Origin of the sequence: Xanthobacter dioxanivorans, from assembly GCF_016807805.1 — a bacterium.
In the GTDB taxonomy this organism is placed as follows: domain Bacteria; phylum Pseudomonadota; class Alphaproteobacteria; order Rhizobiales; family Xanthobacteraceae; genus Xanthobacter; species Xanthobacter dioxanivorans.
Window position 1 is genome coordinate 1,725,001 of the sequence record NZ_CP063362.1, and the last position, 25,873, is coordinate 1,750,873.

Below are 25,873 nucleotides of genomic sequence, written 5' to 3' on the forward strand. Positions count from 1 at the left end.
CCGGCGGGAAACGCGGCGGCCTGCACCTGCGAATGGTCGTTGGTTGCGAGCAGGCGCGCGCCCTCGGGCAGGGCCTCCACCTCGTCCAGATGCACCGTCATGGCATCGAACACCGCCGGCTTGCCGGCGAACAGGGGATGGGCGCCGCCGTCCGGCGTCAGCCGGATGCGCCGCCCGAATCCCACTTCCCGCCCGCGCGGATTGCGCCGCACCCGGCCGCCCGCCGCCACGGTGAGCAGCTGCAGGCCCCAGCAGCTGCCGAAGATGGGAACCCGGGTGGTGAAGGCGGTGCGCATCAGGTCGACCTGCTGGCCGATCTCGCGCCCGCCATTGTAGATGTTGAGCGAGGAGCCGGTGACGGCGATGCCGTCATAACCCTCCAGGCCGCCGGCATCGGGCAGGTTCGCGCCCGGGTCGGCCGGATAGCAGATGTCGACCGTGACCGCGCCGGGGAAAAGCTCGCGCAGCAGCTGGGCGTAGCCCTCGCTCGCCACCTGACCGCCGAATGCCACCTGCCGCGCCCGCGCCTCCGCGGTATTTCCTTCGACGACGAGAAGACGGGCGGCGGCCATGACAATCCTGCGGGCTGATGCGGATCGGCAAAGCATAGGGCGGTTTTTGGCGAAACCGAGAAGATGATCGGCACCCCTGGCCCTCGGATCATGCATGCCGCGCCGGGAGGCCGGATCCCCCACCGACCTCAGGCGCCGGCCGGCCGGCTGCGATGCTCCATGACCAGCAGATAGCCGCCGGAAGCGATCACCACGCATGCGCCGGCCAGGGTCCACGGGCTCGGGACCTGCCCGAACACCAGCCAGCCAAGGGCGATCATGCTGACGATCTGGGTGTAGATGAACGGCGCCAGCGTCGCCGCCGGGGCCCGCGCATGGGCGAGAATCAGCAGGAAGTGGCCGACGCCGGCGACGATCCCGAGCCCGAGCATGGCGCCGATCATCAGGGGCTCGCGCGGGGTTTCCCATACCAGCGGCAAGGGCAGGCTCGCGGCGATGGAGCCGACCAGCGAGGAATAGAAGAGCGTGGTGGCGCTCGAATCGGTGCGCGCCAGCATGCGCGTGGTGATGGCGTAGAGGGCATAGGTGGCCGCCGCGCCGAGGCAGAGGAGCGCCGCCGGGTGAATGCCGCCGCCGCCCGGCCGCACCACCAGCAGGATGCCGATGAAGCCGACGAGGATGGCCACCCATCGCCGCACGCCCACGCGCTCCCCGAGCAGCGGCCCGGCGAAGAGCGCGATGAAGAAGGGCACCGAGAACATGATGGATACGGTCTGGTCCAGCTGCAGGAACTGGAGCGCGGTGAAATTGAGGGCGGTGGTCAGGAACAGCAGGGTCGAGCGGCCGATCTGGAGCAGCGGCCGGCGGGTCCGCAGGAGGCCCGGCACCGTCCAGGGATTGAACACCGCCAGCGAGAACAGGAAATGGATGACGTAGCGCGCCCACACCACGACGAAGACGCTGGTGTGTCCGCCGAGCCATTTCGCTGTGGTGTCCGTCAGGGCGAAGGTCATGACCGCGAGACACATGAGGCCGATGCCGACGAAGGCGGACGCGTGCGCCCCGGCGGACTGTGGACCCTCGGGCACACGCATGGCACCGGCCTCTGGAGCGTTTTCGAGCGAAGTGGACACCGGTTCGCGCCGGGAAAACGCGACCGCTCGGCGACATGGAGGGTTTCCTGCTTCCAGGAAGCGGGGACACCCTCTGGTGGATCAAGGACGGGTGGTTCGACCGCGACGGATGGGGGACCCGGCTGTCGCGGTCGGAGCCTTGGCACGCGATCGGCCCATATCGAATCGCCGAGGCGATGCAAGATGGGTCGCAAGTCCGTTTCTTTCCAATCGTTCAGAGGGCGATCCCGCGGAGCCGCCCGGCGGTTCCGCGGGATCGCCTCTAGTACGTGGCCCGCCCGCCGGACAGGTCGAACACCGCGCCGGTGGTGAAGGAGCAGTCGGAGGACGCGGCGAACGCGATCGTCGCCGCGACCTCGTCCACGGTGACGAATCGCGCGCGCGGGATCTTCGACAGCATATAGTCGATGTGCTGCTGGCTCATCTGGTCGAAGATGGCCGTGCGCGCCGCCGCCGGGGTCACGCAATTGACCGCGATGTCGTACTCGGCCAGTTCCTTGCCGAGCGACTTGGTCAGCGCGATCACCCCCGCCTTGGAGGCGGAATAGGCGGAGGCGTTGGGATTGCCTTCCTTGCCGGCGATGGAGGCCACGTTCACGATGCGCCCGTAGCGCTGCGCGATCATGTGGGGCACCACGGCGCGGCAGCAGTGGAACGGCCCGTCGAGATTGATCGCCATCACCTGCCGCCAGGCGTCCTCGGGATAGTCCCAGAGCTTGAGGTTGGGGCCGGAGATGCCGGCATTGTTGACTAGGATGTCGATGCGGCCGAGCGCGGCATGGGCCTCGCCCACCGCCCGCTCCACGTCGGCGAGCCGGGTCACGTCGGCGATCACGGGCAGCACCCGGTCGCGGCCGAGGGCGTCGGCGGTCTTGGCCGCGAGGTCGCCGTCCCGGTCCAGGATGGCGACGCGCGCGCCGGAGGCAAGAAAGCGCTCCACCACGGCGCGGCCGATGCCCTGGGCGCCGCCGGTGACGATGGCGGTGCGGTCCTGAAGGTCGATGGCGTTGGACATTCTTCCCCCGGCGGGCCGTTTCCTGCCGCCCGCATTGTTGTGATGCATCTGACTCTAATCGTTTGAATTACTGTTTAGCGCGCGGCCCTTGCCGAGGGAAGGGGCACAATTCGCATATGCCGCCGCCGCGCCATGCGCGCAGGGAAGGGCGGCCGCCTTCGGCGGATGGTCGAAGGACACGCCGGCCGAGCGGTGATCCCGCGTCAGCCCTCCTCGTCCTCGTCGCCGGCCTCCACCTCGTCGTCGAGGCCGCCGTCGGTGCCGAGCCGCGAGGCGAGATTCTTCTCCACCTTGCGCAGCAGCTTGCGCAGCCGCTTGCGCTCCTTGTTGTCGAGGCCCGCCACCATCTCGCCCTCGATCTGGTCCCAGACCCCGTCGATGGAGGCGCCGCGCTCGCGGCCCAGTTCGGTGAGGAACACCCGCACCAGGCGGCCGTCGCCATCGGTGGCGCGCCGCTCCACCAGGCCCTGGGTGGTCAGCCGGGCGATGGTCTTGGAGGCGGTGGGCGGGCGCACCCTGAGGGCCGAGGCAAGATCGCCCATGGTCCGGCCATCCGCCTCGCATAACAGCTTCAGCACCGATTCCTGCCCGGGAAACAATCCGAGATTGGCCAGGAGCCGGGCGGAAAGCGCCTTCTGCAGGCGCGCGGTATGCGTCAGCCTGTAGCCGATGGTCTTCTGGACCGGATCCTTCATGTCATCCCCCGCCGGGCCGCGCAGCGGCCGCACCGGCCGAGCCCCAACAGAGGCTCCGCCGCGGAGCCTACTTATCCACGCGCCGGCTTACAATTTTGCGAAGGTCCCGGCCTGTGCCGCCATCCGTCCCGCGCGCCGGTCGGCGCAGCCGCACCCGCCCCCGCTTGACAGGGGCGCTGCCGCGTCGCTTGGTTCGCCGATGACTTCCTTCGTCGCATCGGACGTCCCCCGCCGCGGCCGACGCCGGCGCCTCCGCGCCCCAGGCGCGGCGCGAGGCGGACGATCCGCATTCCCCGGTGGCGCGGTTCGGCGCCCACAAGCCGCTGAAGCTCGATGCGGGGTCGAGCTGCCGCACCTGCAGATCGGCTACCAGACCTATGGCGAGCCCAATGCCGCGCGCTCCAACGCCATCCTGCTCTGCCACGCGCTGACCGGCGACCAGCACGCCGCCAGCCTCAATCCGGTCACCGGCAAGCCCGGCTGGTGGGAGACCCTGGTGGGGCCGGGCAAGCCCATCGACACCGAGCGCTTCTACGTCATCTGCTCCAACGTGCTCGGCGGCTGCATGGGCTCCACCGGGCCGGCCTCCACCAATCCGGCCACGGGGCAGCCCTATGGCGTCGACATGCCCCTCGTGACCATCCGCGACATGGTCAACGCCCAGGCCATGCTGCTCGATCATCTCGGGATCGAGAAGCTCTTGTGCGTCGCCGGCGGGTCCATGGGCGGCATGCAGGTGCTGCAATGGGCGGCGAGCTATCCCGAGCGCGTCTTCTCGGCGCTGCCCATCGCCACCGCGGCGCGCCATTCGGCGCAGAACATCGCCTTCCACGAGGTGGGCCGGCAGGCGGTGATGGCCGATCCCGACTGGCGCGGCGGGCGCTATCTCGCCGATGGGGTGCGGCCGCATCGCGGCCTCGCCGTGGCGCGCATGGCGGCGCACATCACCTACATGTCCGACCAGTCCCTGCACCGCAAGTTCGGCCGCCGGCTGCAGAACCGCGAGATGCCGACCTTCGGCTTCGACGCCGACTTCCAGGTGGAGAGCTACCTGCGCCACCAGGGGGAATCGTTCGTGCAGCGCTTCGACCCCAACTCCTACCTCTACGTGACCCGCGCCATGGATTATTTCGACCTCGCCGCCGACCACGGCGGCGTGCTCGCCAATGCCTTCCGGGGCTCCAAGACGCGCTTCTGCGTGGTCTCCTTCACCTCCGACTGGCTGTTTCCCACGGTGGATTCGCGCGCCATCGTCCATGCGCTCAACGCCTCGGGGGCGAGCGTCTCCTTCACCGAGATCGACACCGACAAGGGCCACGATTCCTTCCTGCTGCACGAGCCGGAGCTGACCGCCATCACCCGCGGCTTCCTCGACAGCGCCGCGCGGGCCTTCGGCCTGCCGGCGGCGCGGCGGGACTGACCATGGCGCTGCGTGAACCCGTGCTGGACGAAGGCGTGGTGCGCCTGCAAGGCGGCCGCGTCGACCTCGTGGTGGTGGCCGAGATGGTGGCGCCCGGCTCCCGCGTGCTCGACGTGGGCTCCGGTGACGGGGCGCTGCTGGAGCTGCTCGCCACCACCCGCGGCTGCGATGCCCGCGGCATCGAGCTCTCCCGCGAGGGGGTGAATGCCGGCGTGGCCCGCGGCCTCGCCGTCATCCAGGGCGACGCGGACGTGGACCTTGCCCACTATCCCGACGACGCCTTCGACTACGTGATCCTGTCCCAGACCCTGCAGGCCACAAGGCGGCCGCGCTGGGTGCTGGAGCAGATGCTGCGCATCGGCCGCCGGGCCATCGTGTCCTTCCCCAATTTCGGCCACTGGCGCTCGCGCCTCGATCTGCTGGTCAATGGCCGCATGCCGGTGACCGACAACATGCCCATCGTCTGGTACGAGACGCCGAACATCCACTTCTGCACCATCCGCGATTTCGTGGCGCTGGTGGAGGTGCTGGACGCCGGCATCGAGCGCGCCGTGGCGCTGGATTCGTCCGGCCACCGGGTGCGGGTGACCATGCCGTGGTGGGTGTGGAACCTGCTCGGCGAGCAGGCGGTGTTCCTGCTGACGCGCAAGCGCTGAGGCTCACCCGGCGGGCGCCGCGCCCGGCACCAGTCCCGGCTCCATCGCCGGCTCGAGCGCGGGGGCGAGGCGGGGCCGGCGCACCGGGATCGGGCGATAGAGCTGCTTGGTCGCCTCCACCACCAGCACCCCCGAGAACGGCAGCGACAGCCGCGCCCCGACGCGCTCCCAGGCCACCGCCGTGCGCAGGAACCACGGGCTCGGCGGCGCGTAGAGCGCCTCGTCCCAGCCCACCGGCGTGAACAGCGCCTCGCGCAGCAGGCTCACCACCTGCCCGCGCGAGAAGGGACGGCCATTGCCGAACGGCGTGGTGTCGAGCCGCGCCCACACGCCGCGCCGGTTCGGCACCACCGCCAGCAGCCGCCCGCCGGGCGCGAGCACCCGCCACACCTCGCGCAGCATCTCGGCGGCGTTGGGCGTCATCTCCAAGGCGTGCACCGCCACCACCCGGTCCATGCTGGCGGTGGGCAAGGGCAGCAGGGTCTCGTCGGCCAGGGTGGCGAGGGTGGGCGCGGCCGAGGGCCAGCGCACCACGCCCTGCGCCGCCGGCATCACCGCGATGCAGCGCTCCGCCTCCTCGCGGAACACGCCGAGATAGGGCGTCGCATAGCCAAGGCCCAGCACCGCCATGCCGGTGACGTTGTCGAAGCGGGCGCGGATGGCCCGGCCGAGCAGCCGGCGGGTCATGATGCCGATGGGCTGGGCGTAGAAATTGCGCAGATCGACGACGTCGAGAAACATGGACCCTCTCATCCCGGCCCGCACCGGGTGCGCCCGATGCGCGCAGGCCGCGCCCCCGGTTCGCCGCTCCGGAGGCCGCCGATCCCGTGGATCCGCCTCCGGCCCCGGGGCCAACACCATCCCGCCGCGCGGATCGGCTCCGCTCCGGGGCCGCGCGCGCCGGGCGACCGCACTTCCGCTTCGCGCCCTAATAGAGGATCATGCGCGGCGGGTCCGCAACTTCCGTGCGGGCCGGGGCGTGCCGCTCAGCGGAGGGTCGACCCCGATACGCCTCGTGTCGGTCTGCCCGCGTCCTCCTGCCTTGCGTCCCCCGCCTTGCGTTTTCCGCCTTGCGTTTTCCTGCCACCGATCCGGAGAGCGAGACCGTGCCGGCCGAAATCCGCCTCGTCCCCTGCCTGAGCGACAATTACGCCGTGCTTTTGCACGATCGCGTGACCGAGGCCACCGCCGTCATCGACGTGCCGGAGGCGACGCCGGTGATCGCCGCACTGGAGGCGGAAGGCTGGAACCTCACCCACATCCTCGTCACCCACCACCACGCCGACCACGTGCAGGGCATTCCTGCGGTGAAGGCGCGCTATGGCGCCACCGTGGTCGGGCCGAAGGCCGAGGCGGCCGGGATCCCCGGCCTCGACGTGGCGGTGGTGGACGGCGATCCGGTGGCGGTGGGCTCGTTGATCGGCCGCGTGCTGGAGACGCCGGGCCATACCGCCGGGCCCGCCTCCTATCTGTTCGAGGGCGAGGGGCTGCTGTTCGCCGGCGATACCCTGTTCACCCTCGGCTGCGGCCGCCCCCTGGAGTGCGAGCCGCCGGTGCTGTGGGCCTCGCTGCAGCGGCTGCGGGCCCTGCCCGAGACCCTCGCGGTCTATAGCGGCCACGAATACACCCTCGCCAACGCGCGCTTTGCCCTCTCCGTCGACCCCGACAATCCCCTGCTCGCCCGGCTGATGGCCGAGGCGGAGGCGAAACGGGCGGCGGGACAGCCCACCATTCCCTCGCGCCTCGGCGAGGAATGCGGTGCCAACCCCTTCCTGCGCGCCGACGACCCGGCCATGGCGGAGCGCCTCGGCCTCGCCGGCGCCGATCCGGCGGCGGTGTTCACCGAGCTGCGTGCCCGCAAGAACGTCTTCAGGGGCTGATGCCATGACGGCCGGGGCGACGCCGGGCACGGATGCGAAGGACCTGTCGGCGGCGGAGGTGATCGCGCTCCTCGGCCTCGCGCCGCATCCGGAAGGCGGCCATTTCCGCGAGACCTTCCGCGATGGCGCGGCGGGCGGGCGCGGGGCCTCCACCGCCATCTACTTCCTCCTACGCGCCGGGGAGCGATCCCACTGGCACCGGGTCGACGCCGCGGAGGTGTGGCACTGGCATGCCGGCGCGCCGCTGCGCCTGTCCATCGCCGACGCGGGCGGCCGGCGCGACCTCGTGCTCGGCGCGCGCCTCGGATCGGGGGAACGGCCGCAGGGCGTGGTGCCGCCGCATGCGTGGCAGGCGGCGGAGAGCCTCGGGGCCTGGACCCTGGTGGGCTGCACCGTGGCGCCCGCCTTCGATTTCGCGGGCTTCGAGCTTGCCCCGCCCGGGTGGGAGCCGGAGGGCGTTTAGAGCGTTTCCCCGTTTCACGGAATCGGGGAGGCGCCACACGTCTTCGCGTCATCGCGTTTTCGAACCGGCCGCCACTTCGCTCGAAAACGCGCCTCGCCGGCCTCAGGCCACGGACGGAAAAGGCGTCAGCTGCGGGCGGCGGAGAGGGCGACGGCGTCGCTGGCCACCACGTCGGCGGTATCGTCCGCGCCCATGAGGACGAGAAGCTTCGCGCGGGCCCGGTTCACCCGGCTCTTGATGGTGCCGAGGGCACAGCCGCACACCTCGGCGGCCTCCTCATAGGACAGGCCGGCCGCGCCCACCAGCACCAGCGCCTCGCGCTGGTCGTCGGGCAGGTGGCCGAGGGCCTCCTTGAGCGAGGACAGGGTTGCCGACCATTCCTGGCTGGGCCCGATATTGGTGTCGAGCTGCGACAAGGCGGAAATGCCGTCGCTCTCGCGGCGCCGCTTGCGTATCTCGGTGTAGTAGGTGTTGCGCAGGATCGTGAACAGCCACGCCCTGAGGTTCGTCCCCGGATCGAACTTGTCGATGTTGGAGAGGGCCTTCAGCAGCGTCTCCTGCACCAGGTCGTCCGCCTCGGTGCGATTGCGCGTCAGCGAGCGGGCGAACGCGCGCAGGGCCGGCAGGAACTCCAGCACCTGGGTGCGCAAACTGGCGGCATCCATCTCCTGGCGAGCCTCTCGGTCCGGTTGGTCCTTCTTTGCATACGCGTGACGGTCTCCGGGCAGATCCATCGGCGGCGTGTCTTTCGGCATCGGGTTGGGCCTCGGGACGGCGCACAGCACCTGCGGCACGTCATGTCCGGCGGCGCACCCGCCCGATGCGGAGGCCGGGGAGCCAGGGAGAAAACCTCCCTCGGTCCCGAGCCTCCGGAAGCGAGCATAGCGCCTGCCGGCCTGTTGTCCTGTAACGTTTGCGCGGGCTTCGTGGTTCCCCGGCGGGCGATGCGGCCAGTCCAGCTGCGGGATCAGTTGGCCCCGCCATTATTGCTCTGGGCGTTGCTCTTCTGGCCGCCCTTCTGGCCGGCCTGGGAGGCGAGGGTGCGATCGCGCGAGAAGCTGCGCTGCTCGTCCGCCACGCTCTGTCCGCCCTTGCGCCCGGCCTCGGCCGCGAGGGCGCGGTTCTGGAAGAAGCTCCGCTTTTCGGCCGGAACGCTCTCTCCGCCCTTACGGGCGATGGCGCGCTGCTTTTCCGCATCCATCGCAGCGAATCCGCGTTGGGATGTGCCCTTGGATCGAGCCTTGTCCATCTGCTGTGCTCCTCCGAACTGGCAATGCATCGCCACGTCGATACTCAGGAAGAACGAACCCGGCCGCCTTCGGTTCCGGTGCAGATTGCATTCGTTCGGCGGCGGCCCGCCGCGCGCCGTGGCATGATCACCAAATCCTTGAGAAAGAGGATGAATCCCGGGAGCGCGGCGCCGTCCTCCCGGCGCTCAATCCGCCCGGACCGCGCGCATGTCCGATCGGGACCGTTTTCGACCCTTGGAGCTAGAAGGCGTGCGCCGGCCGTGGCTTGGGGACCGGGCGGCAGGGGAATTCGCCCGCCACGAGGAAGGCGCCGTCCTCGGCCTTGCTCCGCGTCAGATTGCCGCCGAGCTGGGTGGCGAAGCCGCCGGCGAGGCTGGTGGGCTCGGCGGCGTCGTCCCAGCTGCCGGCGGCGCTGCGCACCGTGAGCTGCAGCCGATCGCCGACCACTGCGCCGCGCAGGGCGATGGCGGTGGAGCCCGACGGCAAGGACAGGGACAGCACCACCTCCACCACCATCAATGCGAGGGGCACCGCCATGTCGGTGGGCAGGCGCACGTCCTCGGCCTCCACCGTGATGCGCGCATTGCACTCGACGCTGCCCTCCAGCAGCGAGGCGAGCTCGCCCAGAAGCTCCCGCAGCAGCACCTGCGACCCGTCGCTCGCCTCGTAGAGGATGCGGTGGACGAGGGCGAGCGTGTTGACCCGGGTGCGCAGCTGCTCGAAGCGCCGCCGGTCGTCGCCCCGCCCGATGCCCGAGCCGTAGAGGCTGAGCAGGCTCACCACCACCTGCAGGGAGTTCTTGATGCGGTGGTGGATCTCGCGCACCAACGCGGTCTTTTCGGCGAGGCTCTCGCGCAGGCGCGCATCCCGCAGCCGCACCGCCAGGGCCATGTTCTCCACCGCGTGGCCGAGCACCCGGAATTCGCTCGGCGCGGCGTCGAGGCGCGTGGGGCGGAAGCCGTAATGGCCCTGCGCATAGACCGCCGTGACCCGCCGCAGATAGAGCAGCCAGCGCAGGATGATGCGGTCCACCGCCACCCACAGGGCGACAAGGGACAGGATGACGATGACCGCGGGCAGGGCCAGGCTCGCGGCGATGGCGAGGAAGGTCCAGCCGAACAGGCGATCGGACGGCATGGCGAACGCCACCGTGAGGCCGCGCCGGTCGAGCTTCGCGGTGGCGAAGGTCCAGCGCTGGCCCTGGGCGTCGGTGGCCTCGTGCAGGGTATGGCCGCCGGCGCCGAGGCTGGTCTCGAGATTGGCGGCGTCGAACAAGGCGGCGCTGACGCCGCGCGAATTGGAGACGAGTTCCTCGCCCAACGGGGAAAACAGGGCGACCACCCCGTTGGCGGGGGGGGTCTGCTGGCGCAGCTGATTGTCGAGCCACGCCACGTCGATCCCCACCGCGAGGACCTTCTCCAGCTGGCCGGCATCGGTGCGCAGCGGCAGCGTCCCCACCAGCACCTGCTTGCCCGCCGCCGGGCTCTGCACCCGGCCGAAGAGGCTGAAGCCGGGCTGGGCCACCGCCGCCTGCCACCACGGGTCGTGGGCCACCTCGTCCTCCGTCACCGGGAGCGCGGCGCACAGCACCCGCCCTGAGGCATCGAGCACGCCGATATTGGCGACGAAGGGCAGGCTCACCGTGGCGCCGCGCAGGGTGGCCTGGCAGGTGGCGCCGCCGGTGCGCACCTCCTCCACGTTCTTGAGGGCGTAGAGCACGTTCTCGGCGGAGGCGAAGATGCTCTCCTGGGTCGCGGCGGCGGCGAGGGCGCGCTGGAGCAGATGCTGGCGCGCCTCCTCCTCCGCCCCGTTCAGCTGCATCACGCCCTGGGCGATGTTGAGGGCGGCGATGGGGGCCATGGCCAGCAGCACCACCAGGAGAAGCCGGCGCCGCACGCTGTCGAACAGGGACCGCGGCTGTCCCGCCACCGTCGCAAAGATGGCGTTGCGCTGCCTGTGGCGTCCCGGCACGGCCTTCGCCTTGCTCAATTCCATAACTGCTCCGCAAAGCGCCGCACGCCGGATCAGGTCTCCGCCCGGGCGCTTTCGTACCGGACCGCAAAGTCGTCGCTGCGCGCGACCGCCGTCCGCACTATAATGCGTTGCGATGCAGCAGGTTCCCCAAGAGGACGGAACTTAACCGCAAGGCCGGCGTTACCGGGCTTGGCTACGTCGAACCAGCTTCCAAGGGATATCGCATGGCTCCGAATGCGCTCGTCAAGCAGCTTCCGTACCTGCGCCGCTACACGCGGGCGCTGGTCGGCTCGCAGGCGAAGGGCGATCTGCTGGTGCAGAACACCCTGCAGGCGATCCTCGACGGCAAGGTCACGGTGGACGCCCAGGTCTCGCCGCGCGTCGCCCTCTACAAGGCGTTCCACGAGGTGTGGAACCGCCGCCCGGCGACCGCGGGCGGAGCGACCTCGCGGGCCGACGCCCGGCTTCAGGCCATGGACCCGGCCTCGCGCATCGCGCTGCTGCTCACCGCGATGGAAGGGTTCTCCTACGCCGAGACCGCCAACATCCTCGGCACCAGCGTCGCCGACATCGAGGTGCAGGTGGTGTCGGCGCAGCGGGAGATCGACCGGCAGATCGCCACCCGCGTCCTCATCATCGAGGACGAATGGGTGATCGCCCTCGACCTGAAGACCCTCGTCGCCGAGCTCGGGCACGAGGTGATCGGCGTCGCCCCGACCCATACCAAGGCGGTGGAGCTCGCCAAGGCCGGCAATTTCGGCCTCGTGCTGGCCGACATCCAGCTGGCCGACGGCTCCTCCGGCATCGAGGCGGTGACCGAGATCCTGGAGAGCTTCAACGTGCCGGTGATCTTCATCACCGCCTTCCCCGACCGCCTTTTGACCGGCGAGCGGCCGGAGCCCACCTATCTCATCACCAAGCCGTTCCTCACCGAGACGGTGAAGGCGACCATCGCCCAGGCGCTGTTCTTCCACGAAGCCCGGGCGCAACCCGAAGGCGCCGTCTCTGCCCGCACCGCCTGAAACCCCTTCCCCTGAGCTCTTGCCCGCGGAGATTCCCGAAATGGCCGACAAGCCCGCAACCATAAAGTCCGTCTCCGCCGATGCCGAGCCGAGCCTCGCCGATGTGCGCGAGGATCTCGACCAGCTGCGGACCGATTTCGCCCGCCTGCTGGAGACCCTCGGCAAGACGGCCCGCCACGGCGTCGAAGGTGCCGCAGGCGAGGCCGGGAGCGCGGCGGCCGACGTCACCGACTGGGCCGAGGGCCAGTACCTGACCCTGCGCGAGAGCATCCGCGAGCAGCCCATCACCGCCTGCGCCGTCGCGGCGGCGGTCGGCGTCATCCTCGGCCAGTTCCTTCTGCGCCGCTGATCGACCGGCGCGCGCCGGGCCGGGTCGGTGTGAATTCGACGGGGCGGCCGGATCCCTCGCGGGGACCCGCCGCCCCGTTCGCGTTCGGGGTGGTGCCGGGGCGATCCCGGCCCGGGCGCCTGAAGCCGGGGCGGCGGGCTATTCGTCCGGAACGTCGAAGCCGAGCTTTTGCAGCGCCCGCCGCAGGGTGGCGCCGTCATAGGGCTTGCCCATGAGCGCGATGCGGGCCGAGCCGCCGAATTCGCCCTCCAGATCGGACGTGCCGTAGCCGGTGGCGATGATCACCGGCAGGTCGGGGGCGATCTCGGCGAGGTCGCGCACCACGGCGTCGCCGCGCATGTCGGGAAGCCCCACGTCCACCACCGCGAGCACCACCGCGCCCGGGGCCGCCGCGCGCGCATGGGCAAGGGCGGCATGGCCATGGGAGGCGACGGTGACGTCGAAGCCGTGATCCTCCAGGATCTGCCGGGCTACGAGGGCGACAAACGGCTCGTCTTCCACGAGCAGCACCGTGCCGCGGTTGGCGGGTTCCTCCAGGACGTCTTTCACTTTCTCGACGAGCTCCCCCTGGCTGAAGGGCTTCGTGAGGAGCTGGGCCCGGGGACCCAGCCGCCCGTGATGGACGAGCGCATTTCTGGCATATGCGGTGGTGAATAGCACCCGGATATTGGCAAGGCGCCGCTTTACCTCCTCGGCGAGGGCGCGGCCGTCCATGCCTTCGCCGAGGCGGATGTCGGTGAACAGCAGGTCGGGGGTCTCGCCCTGGTCGAGGAGGACGAGGGCCGCGGCCGCGTCGGCGGCTTCGGCCACGTGATGCCCGGCGTCGCGCAGGGTGGCGGTGGTGAGGGCCCGCAATTGCGCATCGTCCTCCACCACGAGGATGGAGGCCGGGCGGGCGTGCGCCCCCCGCTGCGGCCGGGCGGGCGCGTTCTCCGCCGGCGCGGTCTCCTCGAGGCGCGGCAGATAGAGCTTTACGGTCGTGCCTTCGCCGCGCTCGCTGTAGATCATCACGTGACCGCCGGATTGCTTGACGAAGCCGTAGACCTGGCTGAGGCCGAGCCCGGTGCCGTCGCGCGGGCCCTTGGTGGTGAAGAAGGGCTCGAAGGCGCGGGCGCGCACCTCCTCGGTCATGCCGGTGCCGGTGTCGCTCACGAACGCCGCCACATACTGGCCGGGCAGGAGGTCCTCCAGGTCGGCGCAATAGGCCTCGTCCAGATAGGCGTTGGCGGTCTCGATGGTGAGCTTGCCGCCGTCCGGCATGGCGTCGCGGGCGTTGACGGCGAGGTTGAGGATGGCGTTCTCCAGCTGGTTGTGGTCGATCTCGGTGCGCCACAGGCCGCCGGCGAGCACGGTCTCCACCATCACGCGCTCGCCCAGCGCGCTGCGCAGCATGTGCGACATGCCGGTGACGAGGCGGTTCACGTCGGTGGGACGCGGGTCCAGCGGCTGGCGGCGGGAGAAGGCAAGGAGGCGCTGGGTGAGGGTCGCCGCCCGCAGCGCGCCCTGGCGGCCATAGTCGAGGAAGCGGCGGATCTCGACCGCGTTCGGCGACACGCGCCGCTCGGCGGCCTCGAGATTGCCGATGATGACCGTGAGCAGGTTGTTGAAATCGTGGGCGATGCCGCCGGTGAGCTGGCCCACCGCCTCCATCTTCTGCGCCTGGCGCAGCTGCGCCTCCGCCTTCAGGCGATCCTCCATCTCCTGCTTCAGCAGGAGGTTCGTCGTCGCCAGCTCGGCCGTGCGCGCGGCGGCGAGGCGCTCCAGGTCCTCGTTGGTGCGGGCGAGGGCCTCGCGCGCGGCGACGATCTCGGAAATATCCGTGCAGCTGCCATACCAGCGATCGATGCGGCCGTTGGCGTCCCGCACCGGCACCGCCCGGCACAGGAACCAGCGATAGGAGCCGGCGGCCGACCTCAACCGGCATTCGCGGGAGAAGGGCGCGCCGCTGCCGAGCGATGCGGCCCAGGCGTCGAGCGCCGGCGCGCTGTCGTCGGGATGGAGGAAGGTGTGCCATTCCCGCACCTGGCCGGGTTCCGGCGTCTCGCCGGTGAATTCGGCCCAGCGGCGGTTGTAATAGTCGCCGTGGCCGTCCGGCGTGCTGGTCCACACCATCTTCGGGAGGGCTTCGGCCAGAAGCCGGTAGCGCTGCTCGCTTTCGGCAAGGTCGCGCTCGGCCTTCTTGCGCTCGGTGATCTCCACCACGATGAGGCCGACCAGGCCGATGCTCTCGCCCTGGGTGCGCACCGGGAAATAGCTCACCAGCCAGTGCCGCCACACCGCGGGGGCGGCGGGGGTGGCTCCCTCCACCTCCACGTCGGCGATCACCGCCCCGGTCTCGATCACCCGCGACAGGCCGGGGGTGATGGCGGCGGCAAGCTGGGGCAGCAGCTCCGCCATGGAGCGGCCGGGATGCTCCGCGACCGGGATGCCGTTCATGCGCGCCAGCGTCTCGTTGACCCGGACGAAGCGCAGGTGGCGGTCGAAAAAGGCGAAGCCCACCGGCGCGTGGTCGAGCAGGGCCTCCAGCGTCGCCACGGTGGCATGCTGCGCCGCGACCGCCGAATGGAGGCGCGCCCGCGCGGCCTCGATGCGCCGCACGCCGGCACCGAGCCCGACCCCGGTGAGGAAGGTGGCGAGCGAGCCGAGGGCGAAGGAGGCGAAGGCGGCGCGCGCCACATGCGGCTCCGGCGCGCCCGGCGCCAGCGCGGAGGCATCGCGCGAGACGTGCAGCATTCCGTCGCCGGCGACGAACACGAGCAGGGCCACGAGCCCGATGCGCGCGCCGCAGACCAGCGTCAGCATGAACAGCACCGGGATGTGGATGACGAACGGCGCGAATTCGCCCAGCTCGGGGCCGAAGGCGTAGCGCAGGCCGAATGCCGCCACCAGCGCCAGCGCGGCGAAGCCGAGCCGCCAGGCGGGCGGTCTTTGTTGTGTGATGATGGTGAGGAATGGGCCGGCCAGGCCCGGGTGGACTGATCCATCCATTCTCCTGCGAGGCGGGGGCCGCCACCATGCCCCCGATGGGCCGCCGGGTTCAACCTCGCCTTGGAGCCCGATCCGACCGGATGGCAGCGGACGCCGTGCCCGCGCGGTCGGGCAGCCGCCGCCAAGCTATTGACTGGATACGCAATTGCCCACCCGCAGCGACGCGCCCCGGGCGTTTCGATACGGGTGATCCAGGTCTCGGGGGCGCAGGCGCGCGAAAGGCGGGAGCCGGGCTCCCGCCTTCGCCGCCGTGCCGTTGCGGCGCCTCGCCTTCAGGCGTGGGCCAGTCAGCGCGACGGGGCGGGCGGCGGGGTGGCCGGCCGGGTCGTGCTGCCCACGCTGCCGGTGGTGGCCGGAGCCGAATCATACCTGGCGAAGGTCGGGGCGGCCTTCAGCTCGTCCTTGGTCTTGCGCAGCACCAGGCGCTCGCCCTTGTCGTTGCGGGTGATCTCCACGGTGCGGAAAGGCACGGCGACGTTCTTCTCGCCGACGCCGAGGAAGCCGCCTACGCCGATCACAGCGGCCATCACGTTGCCGGTGCGATCCACCAGGAGATCGTTGATTTCGCCGAGGTTCTCGTCGGCGGCCCCATAGACGGTCATGCCGATGAGGTGGGAGGCGAGAAACTGATCGGCCGCCTGCCGGTTGATGAAGGCGACGGAGCCGGTGGCCGAACTCATGGGCGGCGTGACCTGCACGCCGGGGGCGGCGGGATTGGGCGTCACCTGCTGCGCCATGGCAGTGGTGGAAAGAAGAGCAGCGGCAGCCGCGGCGTAGATTGACATCTTGTTCATAGGTGTCCTCCTCAAGAGAGCATGTACTTTCCGGACGGAACAGGTTGATGAGGCCACGTCGGACGGGACCGCAGGCACAAGTGGCATGCGCTGCGAACCGGACATGCGAAGAGCACGTTCTTCCGGGTCCCATGTGGCGTCTGGAGCGTGGATCGTCTTCCTTCCGCTGCGAAATCAACTCGAATCACGACGGGATGTTCCAGAAGAATGCGCGCCGCTGTGTCGCCCCGGGGCGCGGGCGCCGGGGCGAGCGGGCCTTGCACGCCGTCGGGCGCCATGGCAACAGGCGGAAAGCCCCGAGCCGAGGATTGAAGGCGCATGTTCCGCACCCTCTCCGACTTCATCACCGACATCACCGGCGGACAGCGCGAGGCCGCCGCCTTCGACGAGAACGACTACCGCCTCGCCGCCGCCGCGCTCCTGGTGCACGTGATGTCCATCGACGGCGCGGTGACCGAGGACGAGCAGGTCGTGCTCAAGGACATCCTCGCCACGCGCTTCGGCCTCGATGCCGGGGAAAGCGAGGCGCTGGTGGAGCTCGCCATTGCCAAGGATGCCGAAGCGGTTGATCTTTACGCCTTCACCAGCGTGCTCAACCGGGCGCTGGACGACGAGGGCCGCATGCGCATCGTCGAGATGATGTTCGAGGTCGCCTATGCCGATGGCGGCCTGAGCGAGTTCGAGGACAATCTGGTGTGGCGCGCGGCCGAGCTGCTCAACGTGGGCTCGCGCGACCGTATCCGCATCCGGCGCGAGGTGCGGGAGGAGACGGAATCAGGCGGTGAGCAACAGGAGTAGGCCGGACAGCGCGGGGAGCCCCCGCGGCAGCGACGAGGCGGCGCAGGGGCCGGGCGTTTCGGCGGGTACGGCGCCGGTGGGAACCGTGCTGGTCGTCCTCCACCAGGCCCGCTCCACCCCCGGCCGCATCGGCGCGCGGCTGCAGCGGCGGGGCTACGGGCTCGACGTCCGCCGGCCGGCGCTGGGCGAGGACTTGCCGCAGACGCTCGACGGGCACTGCGGCGTGGTGGTGTTCGGCGGCCCCATGAGCGCCAACGATCCCCACCCCTTCCTGCGCGAGGAGACCGTGCTGCTGGAGCGCGCCCTCGCGCGGAGCGTGCCGACGCTGGGCGTCTGCCTCGGGGCGCAGCTGATGGCGCGGGCCCTGGGGGCACGGGTCGACGGCCACCGGGAGGGCGTCTGCGAGATCGGCTATTATCCGCTGGAGGCGACCCCCGCCGGGGCGGCCCTCCTGCCCTGGCCCGACCATGTCTACCACTGGCATTCGGAAGGCTTCGACCTGCCCGAGGGGGCGGAGCTTCTGGCCACCGGCCGGACCTTTCCCCACCAGGCCTTCCGCTACGGCATGAACGGATACGGCCTGCAGTTCCACCCCGAGGTGACGCGTGAGATGATGGCCGCCTGGACCGAGCGCGGCGCCCACCGGCTCACCCATCCCGGCGCCCAGCCGGCCGAGGCGCATTTTTCCGGCTTCGACCGCCACGACGGCGCCGTCTGCCGCTGGCTCGACGCCTTCCTCGATGCCTGGCTTGCTGCCGCCCCGCTGAAGTGAAGCGCCCGTTACCTTTCTGATGTCGGCCGCGCAAAGTGCTTTCCGCAGCGCAGCAAGGAAGTATTATCGTCATGGAGCAGGGGTAGTCTCGTGGCGGCCCGCGCCGGAATGCGCGGCCCCGTGCGGGTGATTGCGGCCTTCTGCTCCGGTTTGCCTGACCAGTTTTTGCTTAGCCCCAGGTCTTTGCCTGTGTGCCGCGTGCCTCAGGCCTCGGGCGTTTTCGGCTCAAGGGATGGCCTGCGCTCCGCATGGCGAACCAGCCACATCCGAGGGAGGACACGCACATGGACGCCCGCACCCCTGCCGACCCGATCCGAGGGATCGGCTATTCGATCCGCGCCACCTCGCCCGATTTCGACGATATCGACACGAAGCTCGACGAGGCCGAGCGCCTCGGCGTCGAATTCGTGGAGCTGCCCGTCTTCGCCTGGACGCTGGTGGTGGACGGGCGGGTCCTGACCGACCGTCTCGACCGCCTCGTGCGGGCGACGCGGGACCGCCCGTTCGGCTACACGGTGCACGGACCCCTCGCCATCAACCTGATGGCCTCCAAGGCGCGCCTCGCGCGGCACGAGGCGGTGCTGGAGGCCTCCATCGCCATTTCCGGCGCCCTCGGGGCCAGCAGCCTGGTGATCCATTCCGGCTGCGTGCGCGGCGAGGACGACGTCGAGCTCGCTTATGTGCGCCAGCGCGAGGCCCTCGGCCGCGCCGGGGACAAGGCCGCGGCGGCGGACGTCACCTTGTGCGTGGAGAACATCTTCCGCTTCGAGCCCATGCGCGAGACCGCGCTGCCCTCGCGCCTCGCGGCGGAGCTCGACGCGCTGGACCATCCGAGCGTCCGCGCCACGCTGGATGTGAGCCATGCCTTCCTGCGCGCCACCGAGGCGCGGGTCGACTTCATGGGCGAGATCGCCGCCCTCGCCCCCTATGCCCGCCACGTGCACGTGCACGACAGCTTCGGCCGGCCGCTGGAGAGCTGGGCCATCGACGACGCAGAGCGCGCCGCCCTCGGCGAGGGCGACCTGCATCTGCCCCTCGGCTGGGGCAGCATCGACTGGGAGGAGGTGGCCCGCCGCTGCCGGTTCGCGCCGGGCGCCGTGGTGAATCTGGAGCTGCACCGGCGCTACTGGAGCGAGCTGCCGGGCCAGATCCCGCTGCTGCGGGCACTGGCGGAAAAGTTCGCCGCCGGCGTGCCGGTGGCGGCCTGAGCCGGCGCCTGTCGCCTTCGCTGCCGACTTCCCCGGAGCGCGATCCGATCAGCTTGAAATCAACCTGATCGGTGACTCGCCCGCCAAAAGTGGGAAGGAGACCGCGTCATCCGACCAGATGGCAGTGCAATCCGACGGGCGCGTGCTCTAGCTTGGCGGCGGGAGGACCCTCCACCATGCCAGTCGCCACCGATCCCGAAAACAAGATCGGCGCGTCCGTAACGGATGCGCCGCGGGGCACCTTTCTTTCGCCCGCCACCCGCATGCTGCTCAAGCGCTACAGCGTCTTCATCGCCCTCGTCATCGCCACCCTCGCCAGCCTCGTCCTGTCCTTCGGCGGGCATCCGGTCTGGCTCGCGATCTTCTGCGTGCTGTTCCCGCTGGTTCTGGTGGGCGTGTTCGACATCACCCAGTCCGAGCATTCGCTGCTGCGCAACTATCCGGTCATCGGCTCGGTGCGCTGGATCTTCGAGGCCCTGCGGCCCTATCTGCGGCAATATCTCATGGAGGACGACCAGTCCGGGCGGCCGTTCAACCGCGAGGACCGTTCCATCGTCTATGCGCGCGCCAAGAACGAGGAAGACCGCCAGCCCTTCGGCACCCAGCTCGACACCTATGCCGCCGAATACGAGTGGATGACCCACTCGCTCGCCCCCGCCCCGGTGGCGAAGGAGCCGTTCCGCGTGGAGGTGGGCGGGCCGGAGTGCGCGCGGCCCTATTCGGCCTCGGTGCTCAACATCTCCGCCATGAGCTTCGGCTCGCTCGGGCGCAACGCCATCGAGGCGCTCAATCTCGGCGCGCGCAACGGCGGCTTCTACCACGACACCGGCGAGGGCGGCTTCTCGCCCTATCACCGCATCCACGGCGGCGACATCGTGTGGGAGCTGGGCTCGGGCTATTTCGGCGCCCGCAACCGCGACGGAACCTTCTCGCCCGAGCATTTCGCCGAGCGCGCGGCGGACGACCAGGTGAAGATGGTGGAGATCAAGCTGTCGCAGGGCGCCAAGCCCGGCCACGGCGGCGTGCTGCCCGCCGCCAAGGTGACGCCGGAAATCGCGCTGACGCGCGGCGTGCCCATGGGCGAGGACTGCATCTCGCCGTCCCGCCACTCGGCCTTCTCGACGCCGGCGCAGATGATGGAGTTCGTCGCCCGGCTGCGCGCGCTCTCCGGCGGCAAGCCGGTGGGCATCAAGCTGTGCGTCGGCCACCCCAGCGAGGTGTTCGCCCTCGCCAAGGCCATGGTGAAGACCGGCATCCGCCCGGATTTCGTGGTGGTGGACGGGGCCGAGGGCGGCACCGGCGCCGCCCCGCACGAGCTGGCCGACCATCTCGGCATGCCGCTGCGGGAGGGGCTCATCCTCATGCGCAACGCGCTGGTGGGCACGGGCCTGCGCTCGGAGGTGCGGCTTGCCGCCTCGGGCAAGGTGACCTCCGGCTTCTCCATGGCGGCCAACATGGCCATCGGCGCCGACTGGTGCAACGCCGCCCGCGCCTTCATGTTCTCGCTGGGCTGCGTCATGTCCATGCGCTGCCACACCGGCGCCTGTCCCACCGGCGTCACCACCAACGACCCGCATCTCCAGCGCGGCCTCGTGGTGCCGGAGAAGGCGGCGCGGGTGACCTCCTTCCAGCACCACACGGTCGGGGCGCTGGCGGACCTGGTGGCGGCGGCGGGCCTGTCCCATCCGCGCGAGCTCTTGCCCCACCACGTGTGGCACCGGGTCAGCCCCATCGAGGTGAAGCCGCTGGACCGCATCTATCCCTTCCTCGCCGCGGGCGTGCTGCTCGAAGGGCCGGAGGAGACCCCCTATGCGGCGGAATGGGAGGCGGCCGACGCCGACAGCTTCGCCCCGGTGTCGCCGGTGGGACCGCGCCGGGCCGCGTGAGGCCGTCGGCGCCGCGTCTTGCGGGGGAAGGGTGACCTTCCCATATGCGTACCTGTCGGGGTGCCGTAAGGGCCCCGGCGGGCGCGGCCGGAGTGGTGCGCGCCCGGCAATGCAAAGTCGCTTGACGAGGGCTTTGACGGATGTCGCGGATGTCTTCGCTGTCGTCCCCCTTTCTTCTGGGGTTCGACGAGGTCGAGCGGGCACTCGACAGGGTGGCCAAGAGCGCCGAGGGATATCCTCCCTACAATGTGGAGAGGATCGAGGCCGTCGAGGAGCCGCTGCGCCTGAGAATCACTCTGGCGGTGGCGGGGTTCACGGCGGATCAGCTCGAGGTCGTCCTTGAAGAGAAGGAGCTGACCATTCGCGGCCGCCAGGTCGAGGATGGGCAGGGCCGCGTCTTCCTGCATCGGGGCATCGCCGCCCGGCAGTTCCAGCGGACTTTCGTTCTGGCGGAGGGCATGAACGTGCTCGGCGCCGAACTGAAGAACGGGCTGCTCTCGGTGGACCTGGTGCGTCCGGAACCCGCTCGCCACGCCAAGCGCATCGCCATCGTCTCGCGCCCGTAAGGGCGAGGCGAGCCACGTTGCCAGGAGTGAGGAGTAAGGCAGATGACACACGATATCGAACATGAGATCAGCCAGGAGGCCCTCGCGGTGCTTGGCGGCGGAGAGATCGCTTATGTGCGCTCCATCCGTTCCGAGGACGTGGCCTCGCTGTTTCCCCAGGCGCCGCAGATCGCGCCGGGCATGACGCTGTTCACGCTGCATGCGGCGGACGGCACGCCCATCATGCTGACCGACAGCCGCGAGGCGGCGCTGGCCAATGCCATGGAGCACGAGCTGGTGACGGTGAGCGTGCATTGACCCCGCGCGCGGGGGATGCGGCCTGACCGGGCCGCAGCCTCACGCGGCGTTGGACGCCGAGGTGGCGGTGAGCAGGGCATGCATGGCGCCCGCGTCGCGGGTGGCGCGCAGCTTCTCCACCACGTCGGGGTCGCGCAGCATGCGGGCGACGCGGGCGAGGGCCTTCAGATGGTCGGCGCCCGCCGCTTCCGGCGCGAGCAGCAGGAAGACGAGGTCGACCGGCGCGCCGTCCAGCGCCTCGAAGTCGATGGGCTTTTCCAGCCGGGCGAACAGCCCGAACAGCTTGGTGAGGCCCGACAGCTTGCCGTGCGGGATGGCGATGCCGTTGCCGACGCCGGTGGAGCCGAGCCGCTCCCGCTGCAGCAGGGTCTCGAAGATCTCGCGCTGGTCGCGGCCCATCAGCAGCGACGCATTGTGCGCGAGTTCCTGAAGGGCCTGTTTCTTGCTGCTCGCCCGTAGCATCGGGAATACCGCGTTCGGCGCGAGAAGGTCGGCGAGAGGCATGGATCGGATCCCTGCGGCGAGCGGCCGTTGCTCAAGAAGCGGCGGCCGCAAGAGCCGGATGCTTTGCGGAGGAACAGCTCCGCGGCCCCCCGCAAAGCCAGATCCGTCTCTGTTCAACACGCGGGGAGCGATCCCTCACGGAGGTCGTCATTTCGCCTCCATCTAAAGGGATCGCGCCCAAGTCTCAAGCTGCGACTCCATCTTGGGCCGCGAGCCGGGTCCAAACCGCGGGCTTCAGGCCGTGCCCGGCCGAAATCCGCGGGGGAGGGAGCGCCTCAATGGAGTTCCTCGGTCGCCGGGTCGATCCAGCCCACATGGCCGTCGGCGCGGCGATAGACGACGCTGACCCGTCCATGCCCCGCATGGCGGAACACCACCACCGGAGCCCCGGTGATGTCGAGTTCCACCACGGCGTCGGCCACGGACAGGCTGCGCAGGCGCGTCACCTGCTCGGCCACCACGGTGGGGCTCCAGCCTTCGAGCTCCTCCTCCACGTCCGATTCGGGGGCGCTGAGCACATAGCTCTGGGCGGCGTAGTCGCCCTCATAGTCGCCGCCGCCATTGCCGTGGCCGTGGCGATCCTTCAGCCGCTGCTTGTAGCGCCTCAGGCGCTTCTCGATCTTCTCCACCGCCGAATCGGCACAGGAATTGGCATCCTGCGCGGCGCCGTGCGCCTGCAGGTTCACCCCCGAATCGAGATGGAGCATGCATTCCGAGCGGTAACCGGAGCCGTCCCGGGTGACGGTGACATGTCCCGACCATCCGCCATCGAAATATTTGGCGAGGACTTCGGAGACCCGCTCAATGAGACGCTGGCGAAGGGCTTCGCCCACGTCGAGATTCTTTCCGGACACGCGTAGGGCCATGCGATTTGATCCCCTATGAACGGAGCCGATTGGAACCCCGTTCTGCATTACAAACCGGCCGGCCATACAAGTGGTAGGAGTGCTTCGCCGGCATGTCAACGGAAACACGGAGCGTGCGCGCGCCCGCCCGGCCGGCGACGGCGGGCTCAGCGCGAGAGGCCGGGCCACATGCGCGAGAACACCCCGTCGCGCTTGATCACGCCGTGGAACAGGCCGGCGCCGATGTGCAGAACCAGCAGTCCCGTCATCAGGTAGCCGAGGCGCTGGTGCCAGTTGCCGAACAGGTCGGCCAGGGCGTCGTCCTTGCCGACGATGTTGGGCAGGGTGAACAATCCGAACACGCTGACCGGCGAGCCGAAGGCGTTGGAGGCGAGCCAGCCCAGCACCGGCATCACGAAGATCAGCGCATACAGGGCGTAGTGCACGGCTTCCGCCGTCAGCCACATGTGCCGGTGCATGCCTTCCGGCCGTCCGGGGGTGGGTTGAGGATGCGCACCAGCACCCGCAGCACCGCGAGGCACAGGATGGTGAAGCCGATGGAGCGGTGGAGGTCGAACAGGCGGTCCTGCGCCGGGCCGGACGCCATGTTCATCATCACGAAGCCGGCGGGAATCACCGCGAGCACCAGCGCCGCCATGATCCAGTGCAGCCACCTAGCCGGCGGCGCGTAGGGCTTCAGGATCGCGGCCTCGGGGGGCCTGCTCGTCGGGCTCATGGCTCACGGTCTCCCTTCGGTCTTCGTGCGTCCCGCCGCAATCCGCCGCGCGGGACAGGTCGCATTCGAACAGCACGTCGCCATCCGGAAAGACCTGCACGCGGGCGGGCGGGCGCAAGGCATCGGCGAGACTGTCGCACGCGTCGCGTTCGAGGCCGAGCCGCCCGGCGCCGAGGATCACCGGGGACACGAAAACGTGAAGGGCATGGATCGCGCCGGCCGCGAGGAAGGCGCGCAGCGTGCTCGGCCCGCCTTCCAGCAGGATGCGTCCCATGCCCCGTTCGGCCAGCGCCGCGAGGATGGCCGCCGGGGCGAAGGCCGCCGCGCCGGCGAGCACGATCTCCTCCACCCCCTCCGCCATCGGCCGGTCGAGGCCGGCCCGGCGCACCACCATGCGGCGGGCGCCGTCGGCGCGGAAGCAGAGGGCGGCGGGATCGGCGCGGCCGGACGGGTCCACGACCACCCGCGCCGGGCTGCGGCCGGGGATGCGGCGCACGGTGAGCAGCGGGTTGTCGGCGGCGATGGTGCCGACCCCCACCACCACCGCATCCACCGACGCGCGCAGGGCATGCAGGTGGTCGAGGGCATGGGCGCCGTTGATGTATTTGGATTCCCCCGACGTGGTGGCGATCCGCCCGTCCAACGACTGGCCGAGCTGGGCGATGACGAAGGGTCGATCACGTTCGCGCGGGCCGTCCGGCGCCTTGTGGGCGGCCGCCGGGATCGCCACCTGAACGCAGGCTGCGGCGGCGGGCCGGCGCGAAGCCCGTTTCGGCCGTCCGGTCGTGTCATCCATCGGTCGGGGTCCGCCGTAAGGTGTTCATGGGATTGGAACGCAGCTTATCCGCATTTTGTTACGTCTCTTCCAATCGGACGGATCGCATTTTCGAGAGGTCGGCATGGCGTTCGTGAATGATGGTCTCGGCCTCGGGGGCGCGTCCGGCGGTATTGCGGTGGAACGCGCGCTGTCGGAAGTGCGGGCGGGACGCGCGGTGCGCGTCGAGGACGGGGCCGAGGCGGTGATCGTCCTGGCGGCGGAGACCTTCGGCGCCGATGCCGGCGCGGCCCTGGAGGCCGGGGGCGCCTGCGATGCGCGCCTCGTCCTGCCCGCCCCCCGCCTGCTGCGGCTCGGCGCGCCGCGGGAGAAGGCGGGCCAGAAGGCCGGAATGCTGGCGCTGCCCCGCCTCGATGCGGCCCGCATCGCCACCCTGACCCTGAAGGTCGATGCCCGCCTCGACGCGCCGGTGGCGCCCGCCGGCGCGCTCGACCTCGCGGCGCTGGAGCTTCTGGGCCTCGCCCTGGTGCTTCCGGCGGCGGTGGTGGCGGTGCTGCCGCCGGAGCAGGCGGCCGGCCTTGTCCGCGTCGCCGGCGCGGAGGTGATGGCCTACCGCGCGGCGCAGGTGGCGCGCCTGGCCATCGTCGGTCGCGCGCCGGTGCCGCTGGAAGGCGCGCCCGAGACCGAGTTCGTGGTGTTTCGCGGCGGCGAGGGCCTGCGCGACCAGGTGGCCATCGTGGTGGGCCGGCCGGACCTTGCCGCCCCGGTGGCGGTGCGGCTGCATTCGGCCTGCCTCACCGGCGATCTGTTCGGCTCGCTCAAGTGCGACTGCGGCGACCAGCTGCGCGACACCGTGCGCGGCATGGCGGAAGGGGAGGGGGGCATCCTGCTCTATCTGGACCAGGAGGGGCGCGGCAACGGCATCTCCAACAAGATGCGCGCCTATGCCCTGCAGGCGCAGGGCCTCGACACCTACGACGCGGACGCCGCGCTGGGCTTCGACCTCGACCAGCGCCGCTTCGACTTCGCCGCCGAGATGCTGCGCCAGCTGGGGGTGAGCGCCGTGCGCGTGCTCACCAACAACCCGCAGAAGATCGCCGCGCTGACGGCGGCGGGGCTCGATGTGGTGGCCGAGCAGCGGGTGCTCGGGCGCCCCACGGCGGAAAACGTGCGCTATCTGGCCTCCAAGCGCGACCGCGCCGGCCACTATATCGACTTCGACGCCCTCGCCGCCCGCGCGCCCGACTGATCCATCCGGCTGCCGGCGCTCGGCCGCGGGGACAAAGCTGCGCCGCGGCGGTTGTCGGGCGGGCTCAAAACGATTTAAAACGCTCC

25 protein-coding genes and 2 pseudogenes (1 of these 27 cut by a window edge) are annotated in these 25,873 nt (G+C 70.4%); 13 read left to right on the forward strand and 14 right to left on the reverse strand.

Annotated elements, in window-relative coordinates; translation table 11 throughout:
- From EZH22_RS08140 to EZH22_RS08155, 4 genes are all read right to left on the reverse strand, one after another.
- Positions 1 to 572: the 5' portion of a type 1 glutamine amidotransferase gene (locus EZH22_RS08140; RefSeq protein WP_203195170.1), read on the reverse strand. 298 nt of this gene lie to the left of the window's left edge; 572 of the gene's 870 nt are visible here — the first part of the coding sequence; its start codon is at positions 570 to 572; its stop codon lies off the left edge, out of view.
- A gap of 128 nt (positions 573 to 700) precedes the next feature.
- Complete coding sequence (locus EZH22_RS08145; RefSeq protein WP_203195171.1) at positions 701 to 1,606, reverse strand: DMT family transporter; 906 nt, start codon at positions 1,604 to 1,606, stop codon at positions 701 to 703.
- Between the two features lie 301 nt (positions 1,607 to 1,907).
- Positions 1,908 to 2,660: an SDR family NAD(P)-dependent oxidoreductase gene (locus tag EZH22_RS08150; RefSeq protein ID WP_203195172.1), complete on the reverse strand. Its 753-nt coding sequence runs from the start codon at positions 2,658 to 2,660 to the stop codon at positions 1,908 to 1,910.
- Positions 2,661 to 2,863: 203 nt separating this feature from the next.
- Positions 2,864 to 3,355, reverse strand: coding sequence for a MarR family winged helix-turn-helix transcriptional regulator (locus tag EZH22_RS08155; protein WP_203195173.1), 492 nt, complete (start codon positions 3,353 to 3,355; stop codon positions 2,864 to 2,866).
- Positions 3,356 to 3,651: 296 nt separating this feature from the next.
- Here EZH22_RS08155 and metX point away from each other — a divergent pair.
- Both metX and metW read left to right on the forward strand, forming a co-directional pair.
- A pseudogene (gene metX, locus EZH22_RS08160) lies at positions 3,652 to 4,775 on the forward strand (homoserine O-acetyltransferase MetX).
- Positions 4,776 to 4,777: 2 nt separating this feature from the next.
- Entirely contained in the window at positions 4,778 to 5,431 is a 654-nt protein-coding gene (gene metW, locus EZH22_RS08165) for a methionine biosynthesis protein MetW (protein ID WP_203195174.1), read from the forward strand.
- A 3-nt stretch (positions 5,432 to 5,434) separates the two neighbouring features.
- Here metW and EZH22_RS08170 read toward each other — a convergent pair whose 3' ends face one another.
- Positions 5,435 to 6,172 (reverse strand): class I SAM-dependent methyltransferase, encoded by a 738-nt coding sequence (locus tag EZH22_RS08170; protein WP_203195175.1) that lies wholly within the window; start codon positions 6,170 to 6,172, stop codon positions 5,435 to 5,437.
- A gap of 365 nt (positions 6,173 to 6,537) precedes the next feature.
- Between EZH22_RS08170 and gloB the strand changes: the two genes are divergently transcribed.
- Together gloB and EZH22_RS08180 are read left to right on the forward strand one after the other, a co-directional pair.
- Positions 6,538 to 7,311, forward strand: coding sequence for a hydroxyacylglutathione hydrolase (gene gloB / locus EZH22_RS08175; protein WP_203195176.1), 774 nt, complete (start codon positions 6,538 to 6,540; stop codon positions 7,309 to 7,311).
- A gap of 4 nt (positions 7,312 to 7,315) precedes the next feature.
- Positions 7,316 to 7,774 carry a cupin domain-containing protein gene (locus tag EZH22_RS08180; protein WP_203195177.1) on the forward strand — a complete coding sequence of 153 codons (459 nt, stop codon included), beginning with the start codon at positions 7,316 to 7,318 and terminating at the stop codon, positions 7,772 to 7,774.
- A gap of 125 nt (positions 7,775 to 7,899) precedes the next feature.
- Here EZH22_RS08180 and EZH22_RS08185 read toward each other — a convergent pair whose 3' ends face one another.
- From EZH22_RS08185 to EZH22_RS08195, 3 genes are all read right to left on the reverse strand, one after another.
- Positions 7,900 to 8,439 carry a sigma-70 family RNA polymerase sigma factor gene (locus EZH22_RS08185; protein ID WP_203195178.1) on the reverse strand — a complete coding sequence of 180 codons (540 nt, stop codon included), beginning with the start codon at positions 8,437 to 8,439 and terminating at the stop codon, positions 7,900 to 7,902.
- Between the two features lie 302 nt (positions 8,440 to 8,741).
- Positions 8,742 to 9,023 (reverse strand): con-10 family general stress protein, encoded by a 282-nt coding sequence (locus EZH22_RS08190; RefSeq protein WP_203195179.1) that lies wholly within the window; start codon positions 9,021 to 9,023, stop codon positions 8,742 to 8,744.
- Positions 9,024 to 9,264: 241 nt separating this feature from the next.
- On the reverse strand, positions 9,265 to 11,019 hold the full coding sequence (locus EZH22_RS08195; RefSeq protein WP_203195180.1) for a sensor histidine kinase: 1,755 nt from the start codon (positions 11,017 to 11,019) through the stop codon (positions 9,265 to 9,267).
- A gap of 203 nt (positions 11,020 to 11,222) precedes the next feature.
- On the opposite strand from EZH22_RS08195, the gene EZH22_RS08200 reads away from it, so the two are divergent.
- Positions 11,223 to 12,020: a response regulator gene (locus tag EZH22_RS08200; protein WP_203195181.1), complete on the forward strand. Its 798-nt coding sequence runs from the start codon at positions 11,223 to 11,225 to the stop codon at positions 12,018 to 12,020.
- A gap of 40 nt (positions 12,021 to 12,060) precedes the next feature.
- Positions 12,061 to 12,369 carry a hypothetical protein gene (locus EZH22_RS08205; protein ID WP_203195182.1) on the forward strand — a complete coding sequence of 103 codons (309 nt, stop codon included), beginning with the start codon at positions 12,061 to 12,063 and terminating at the stop codon, positions 12,367 to 12,369.
- 138 nt (positions 12,370 to 12,507) lie between these two features.
- On the opposite strand, the gene EZH22_RS08210 is transcribed toward EZH22_RS08205, so the two are convergent.
- Both EZH22_RS08210 and EZH22_RS08215 read right to left on the reverse strand, forming a co-directional pair.
- Positions 12,508 to 15,357 carry a response regulator gene (locus EZH22_RS08210; RefSeq protein ID WP_203195183.1) on the reverse strand — a complete coding sequence of 950 codons (2,850 nt, stop codon included), beginning with the start codon at positions 15,355 to 15,357 and terminating at the stop codon, positions 12,508 to 12,510.
- Between the two features lie 287 nt (positions 15,358 to 15,644).
- Complete coding sequence (locus EZH22_RS08215; protein ID WP_203195184.1) at positions 15,645 to 16,151, reverse strand: PRC-barrel domain-containing protein; 507 nt, start codon at positions 16,149 to 16,151, stop codon at positions 15,645 to 15,647.
- A gap of 318 nt (positions 16,152 to 16,469) precedes the next feature.
- Between EZH22_RS08215 and EZH22_RS08220 the strand changes: the two genes are divergently transcribed.
- The 6 genes from EZH22_RS08220 (at position 16,470) to EZH22_RS08245 (ending at position 21,678) form a co-directional block, all read left to right on the forward strand.
- Positions 16,470 to 16,949, forward strand: coding sequence for a tellurite resistance TerB family protein (locus EZH22_RS08220; protein WP_203195185.1), 480 nt, complete (start codon positions 16,470 to 16,472; stop codon positions 16,947 to 16,949).
- Positions 16,950 to 17,025: 76 nt separating this feature from the next.
- Positions 17,026 to 17,721 (forward strand): glutamine amidotransferase, encoded by a 696-nt coding sequence (locus EZH22_RS08225; RefSeq protein WP_231711506.1) that lies wholly within the window; start codon positions 17,026 to 17,028, stop codon positions 17,719 to 17,721.
- 284 nt (positions 17,722 to 18,005) lie between these two features.
- A complete protein-coding gene (locus EZH22_RS08230; protein WP_203195187.1) occupies positions 18,006 to 18,929 on the forward strand; it encodes a sugar phosphate isomerase/epimerase family protein in 924 nt (307 codons plus the stop codon).
- A gap of 176 nt (positions 18,930 to 19,105) precedes the next feature.
- Positions 19,106 to 20,815, forward strand: a complete 1,710-nt coding sequence (locus EZH22_RS08235) for an FMN-binding glutamate synthase family protein (protein ID WP_231711372.1) — start codon at positions 19,106 to 19,108, stop codon at positions 20,813 to 20,815.
- Between the two features lie 140 nt (positions 20,816 to 20,955).
- Complete coding sequence (locus tag EZH22_RS08240) at positions 20,956 to 21,381, forward strand: Hsp20 family protein (RefSeq protein WP_203195188.1); 426 nt, start codon at positions 20,956 to 20,958, stop codon at positions 21,379 to 21,381.
- Positions 21,382 to 21,423: 42 nt separating this feature from the next.
- Complete coding sequence (locus EZH22_RS08245; RefSeq protein WP_203195189.1) at positions 21,424 to 21,678, forward strand: BQ00720 family protein; 255 nt, start codon at positions 21,424 to 21,426, stop codon at positions 21,676 to 21,678.
- A gap of 39 nt (positions 21,679 to 21,717) precedes the next feature.
- Here EZH22_RS08245 and ptsN read toward each other — a convergent pair whose 3' ends face one another.
- The 4 genes and pseudogenes from ptsN to EZH22_RS08270 form a co-directional block, all read right to left on the reverse strand.
- The gene (ptsN, locus tag EZH22_RS08250) at positions 21,718 to 22,182 is read right to left on the reverse strand and encodes a PTS IIA-like nitrogen regulatory protein PtsN (RefSeq protein ID WP_203195190.1); all 465 of its coding nucleotides are present in this window, start codon (positions 22,180 to 22,182) and stop codon (positions 21,718 to 21,720) included.
- 275 nt (positions 22,183 to 22,457) lie between these two features.
- Positions 22,458 to 23,048: a ribosome hibernation-promoting factor, HPF/YfiA family gene (gene hpf, locus EZH22_RS08255; protein WP_203195191.1), complete on the reverse strand. Its 591-nt coding sequence runs from the start codon at positions 23,046 to 23,048 to the stop codon at positions 22,458 to 22,460.
- A 146-nt stretch (positions 23,049 to 23,194) separates the two neighbouring features.
- Positions 23,195 to 23,763, reverse strand: a pseudogene (locus tag EZH22_RS32580) (cytochrome b).
- A complete protein-coding gene (locus tag EZH22_RS08270) occupies positions 23,702 to 24,559 on the reverse strand; it encodes a RibD family protein (RefSeq protein WP_203195194.1) in 858 nt (285 codons plus the stop codon). The pseudogene EZH22_RS32580 and the gene EZH22_RS08270 overlap by 62 nt, the downstream one beginning before the upstream one ends.
- Positions 24,560 to 24,662: 103 nt before the next feature.
- Between EZH22_RS08270 and ribA the strand changes: the two genes are divergently transcribed.
- A complete protein-coding gene (gene ribA, locus EZH22_RS08275) occupies positions 24,663 to 25,787 on the forward strand; it encodes a GTP cyclohydrolase II RibA (protein WP_203195195.1) in 1,125 nt (374 codons plus the stop codon).
- The last annotated feature ends 86 nt before the right edge of the window (positions 25,788 to 25,873 follow it).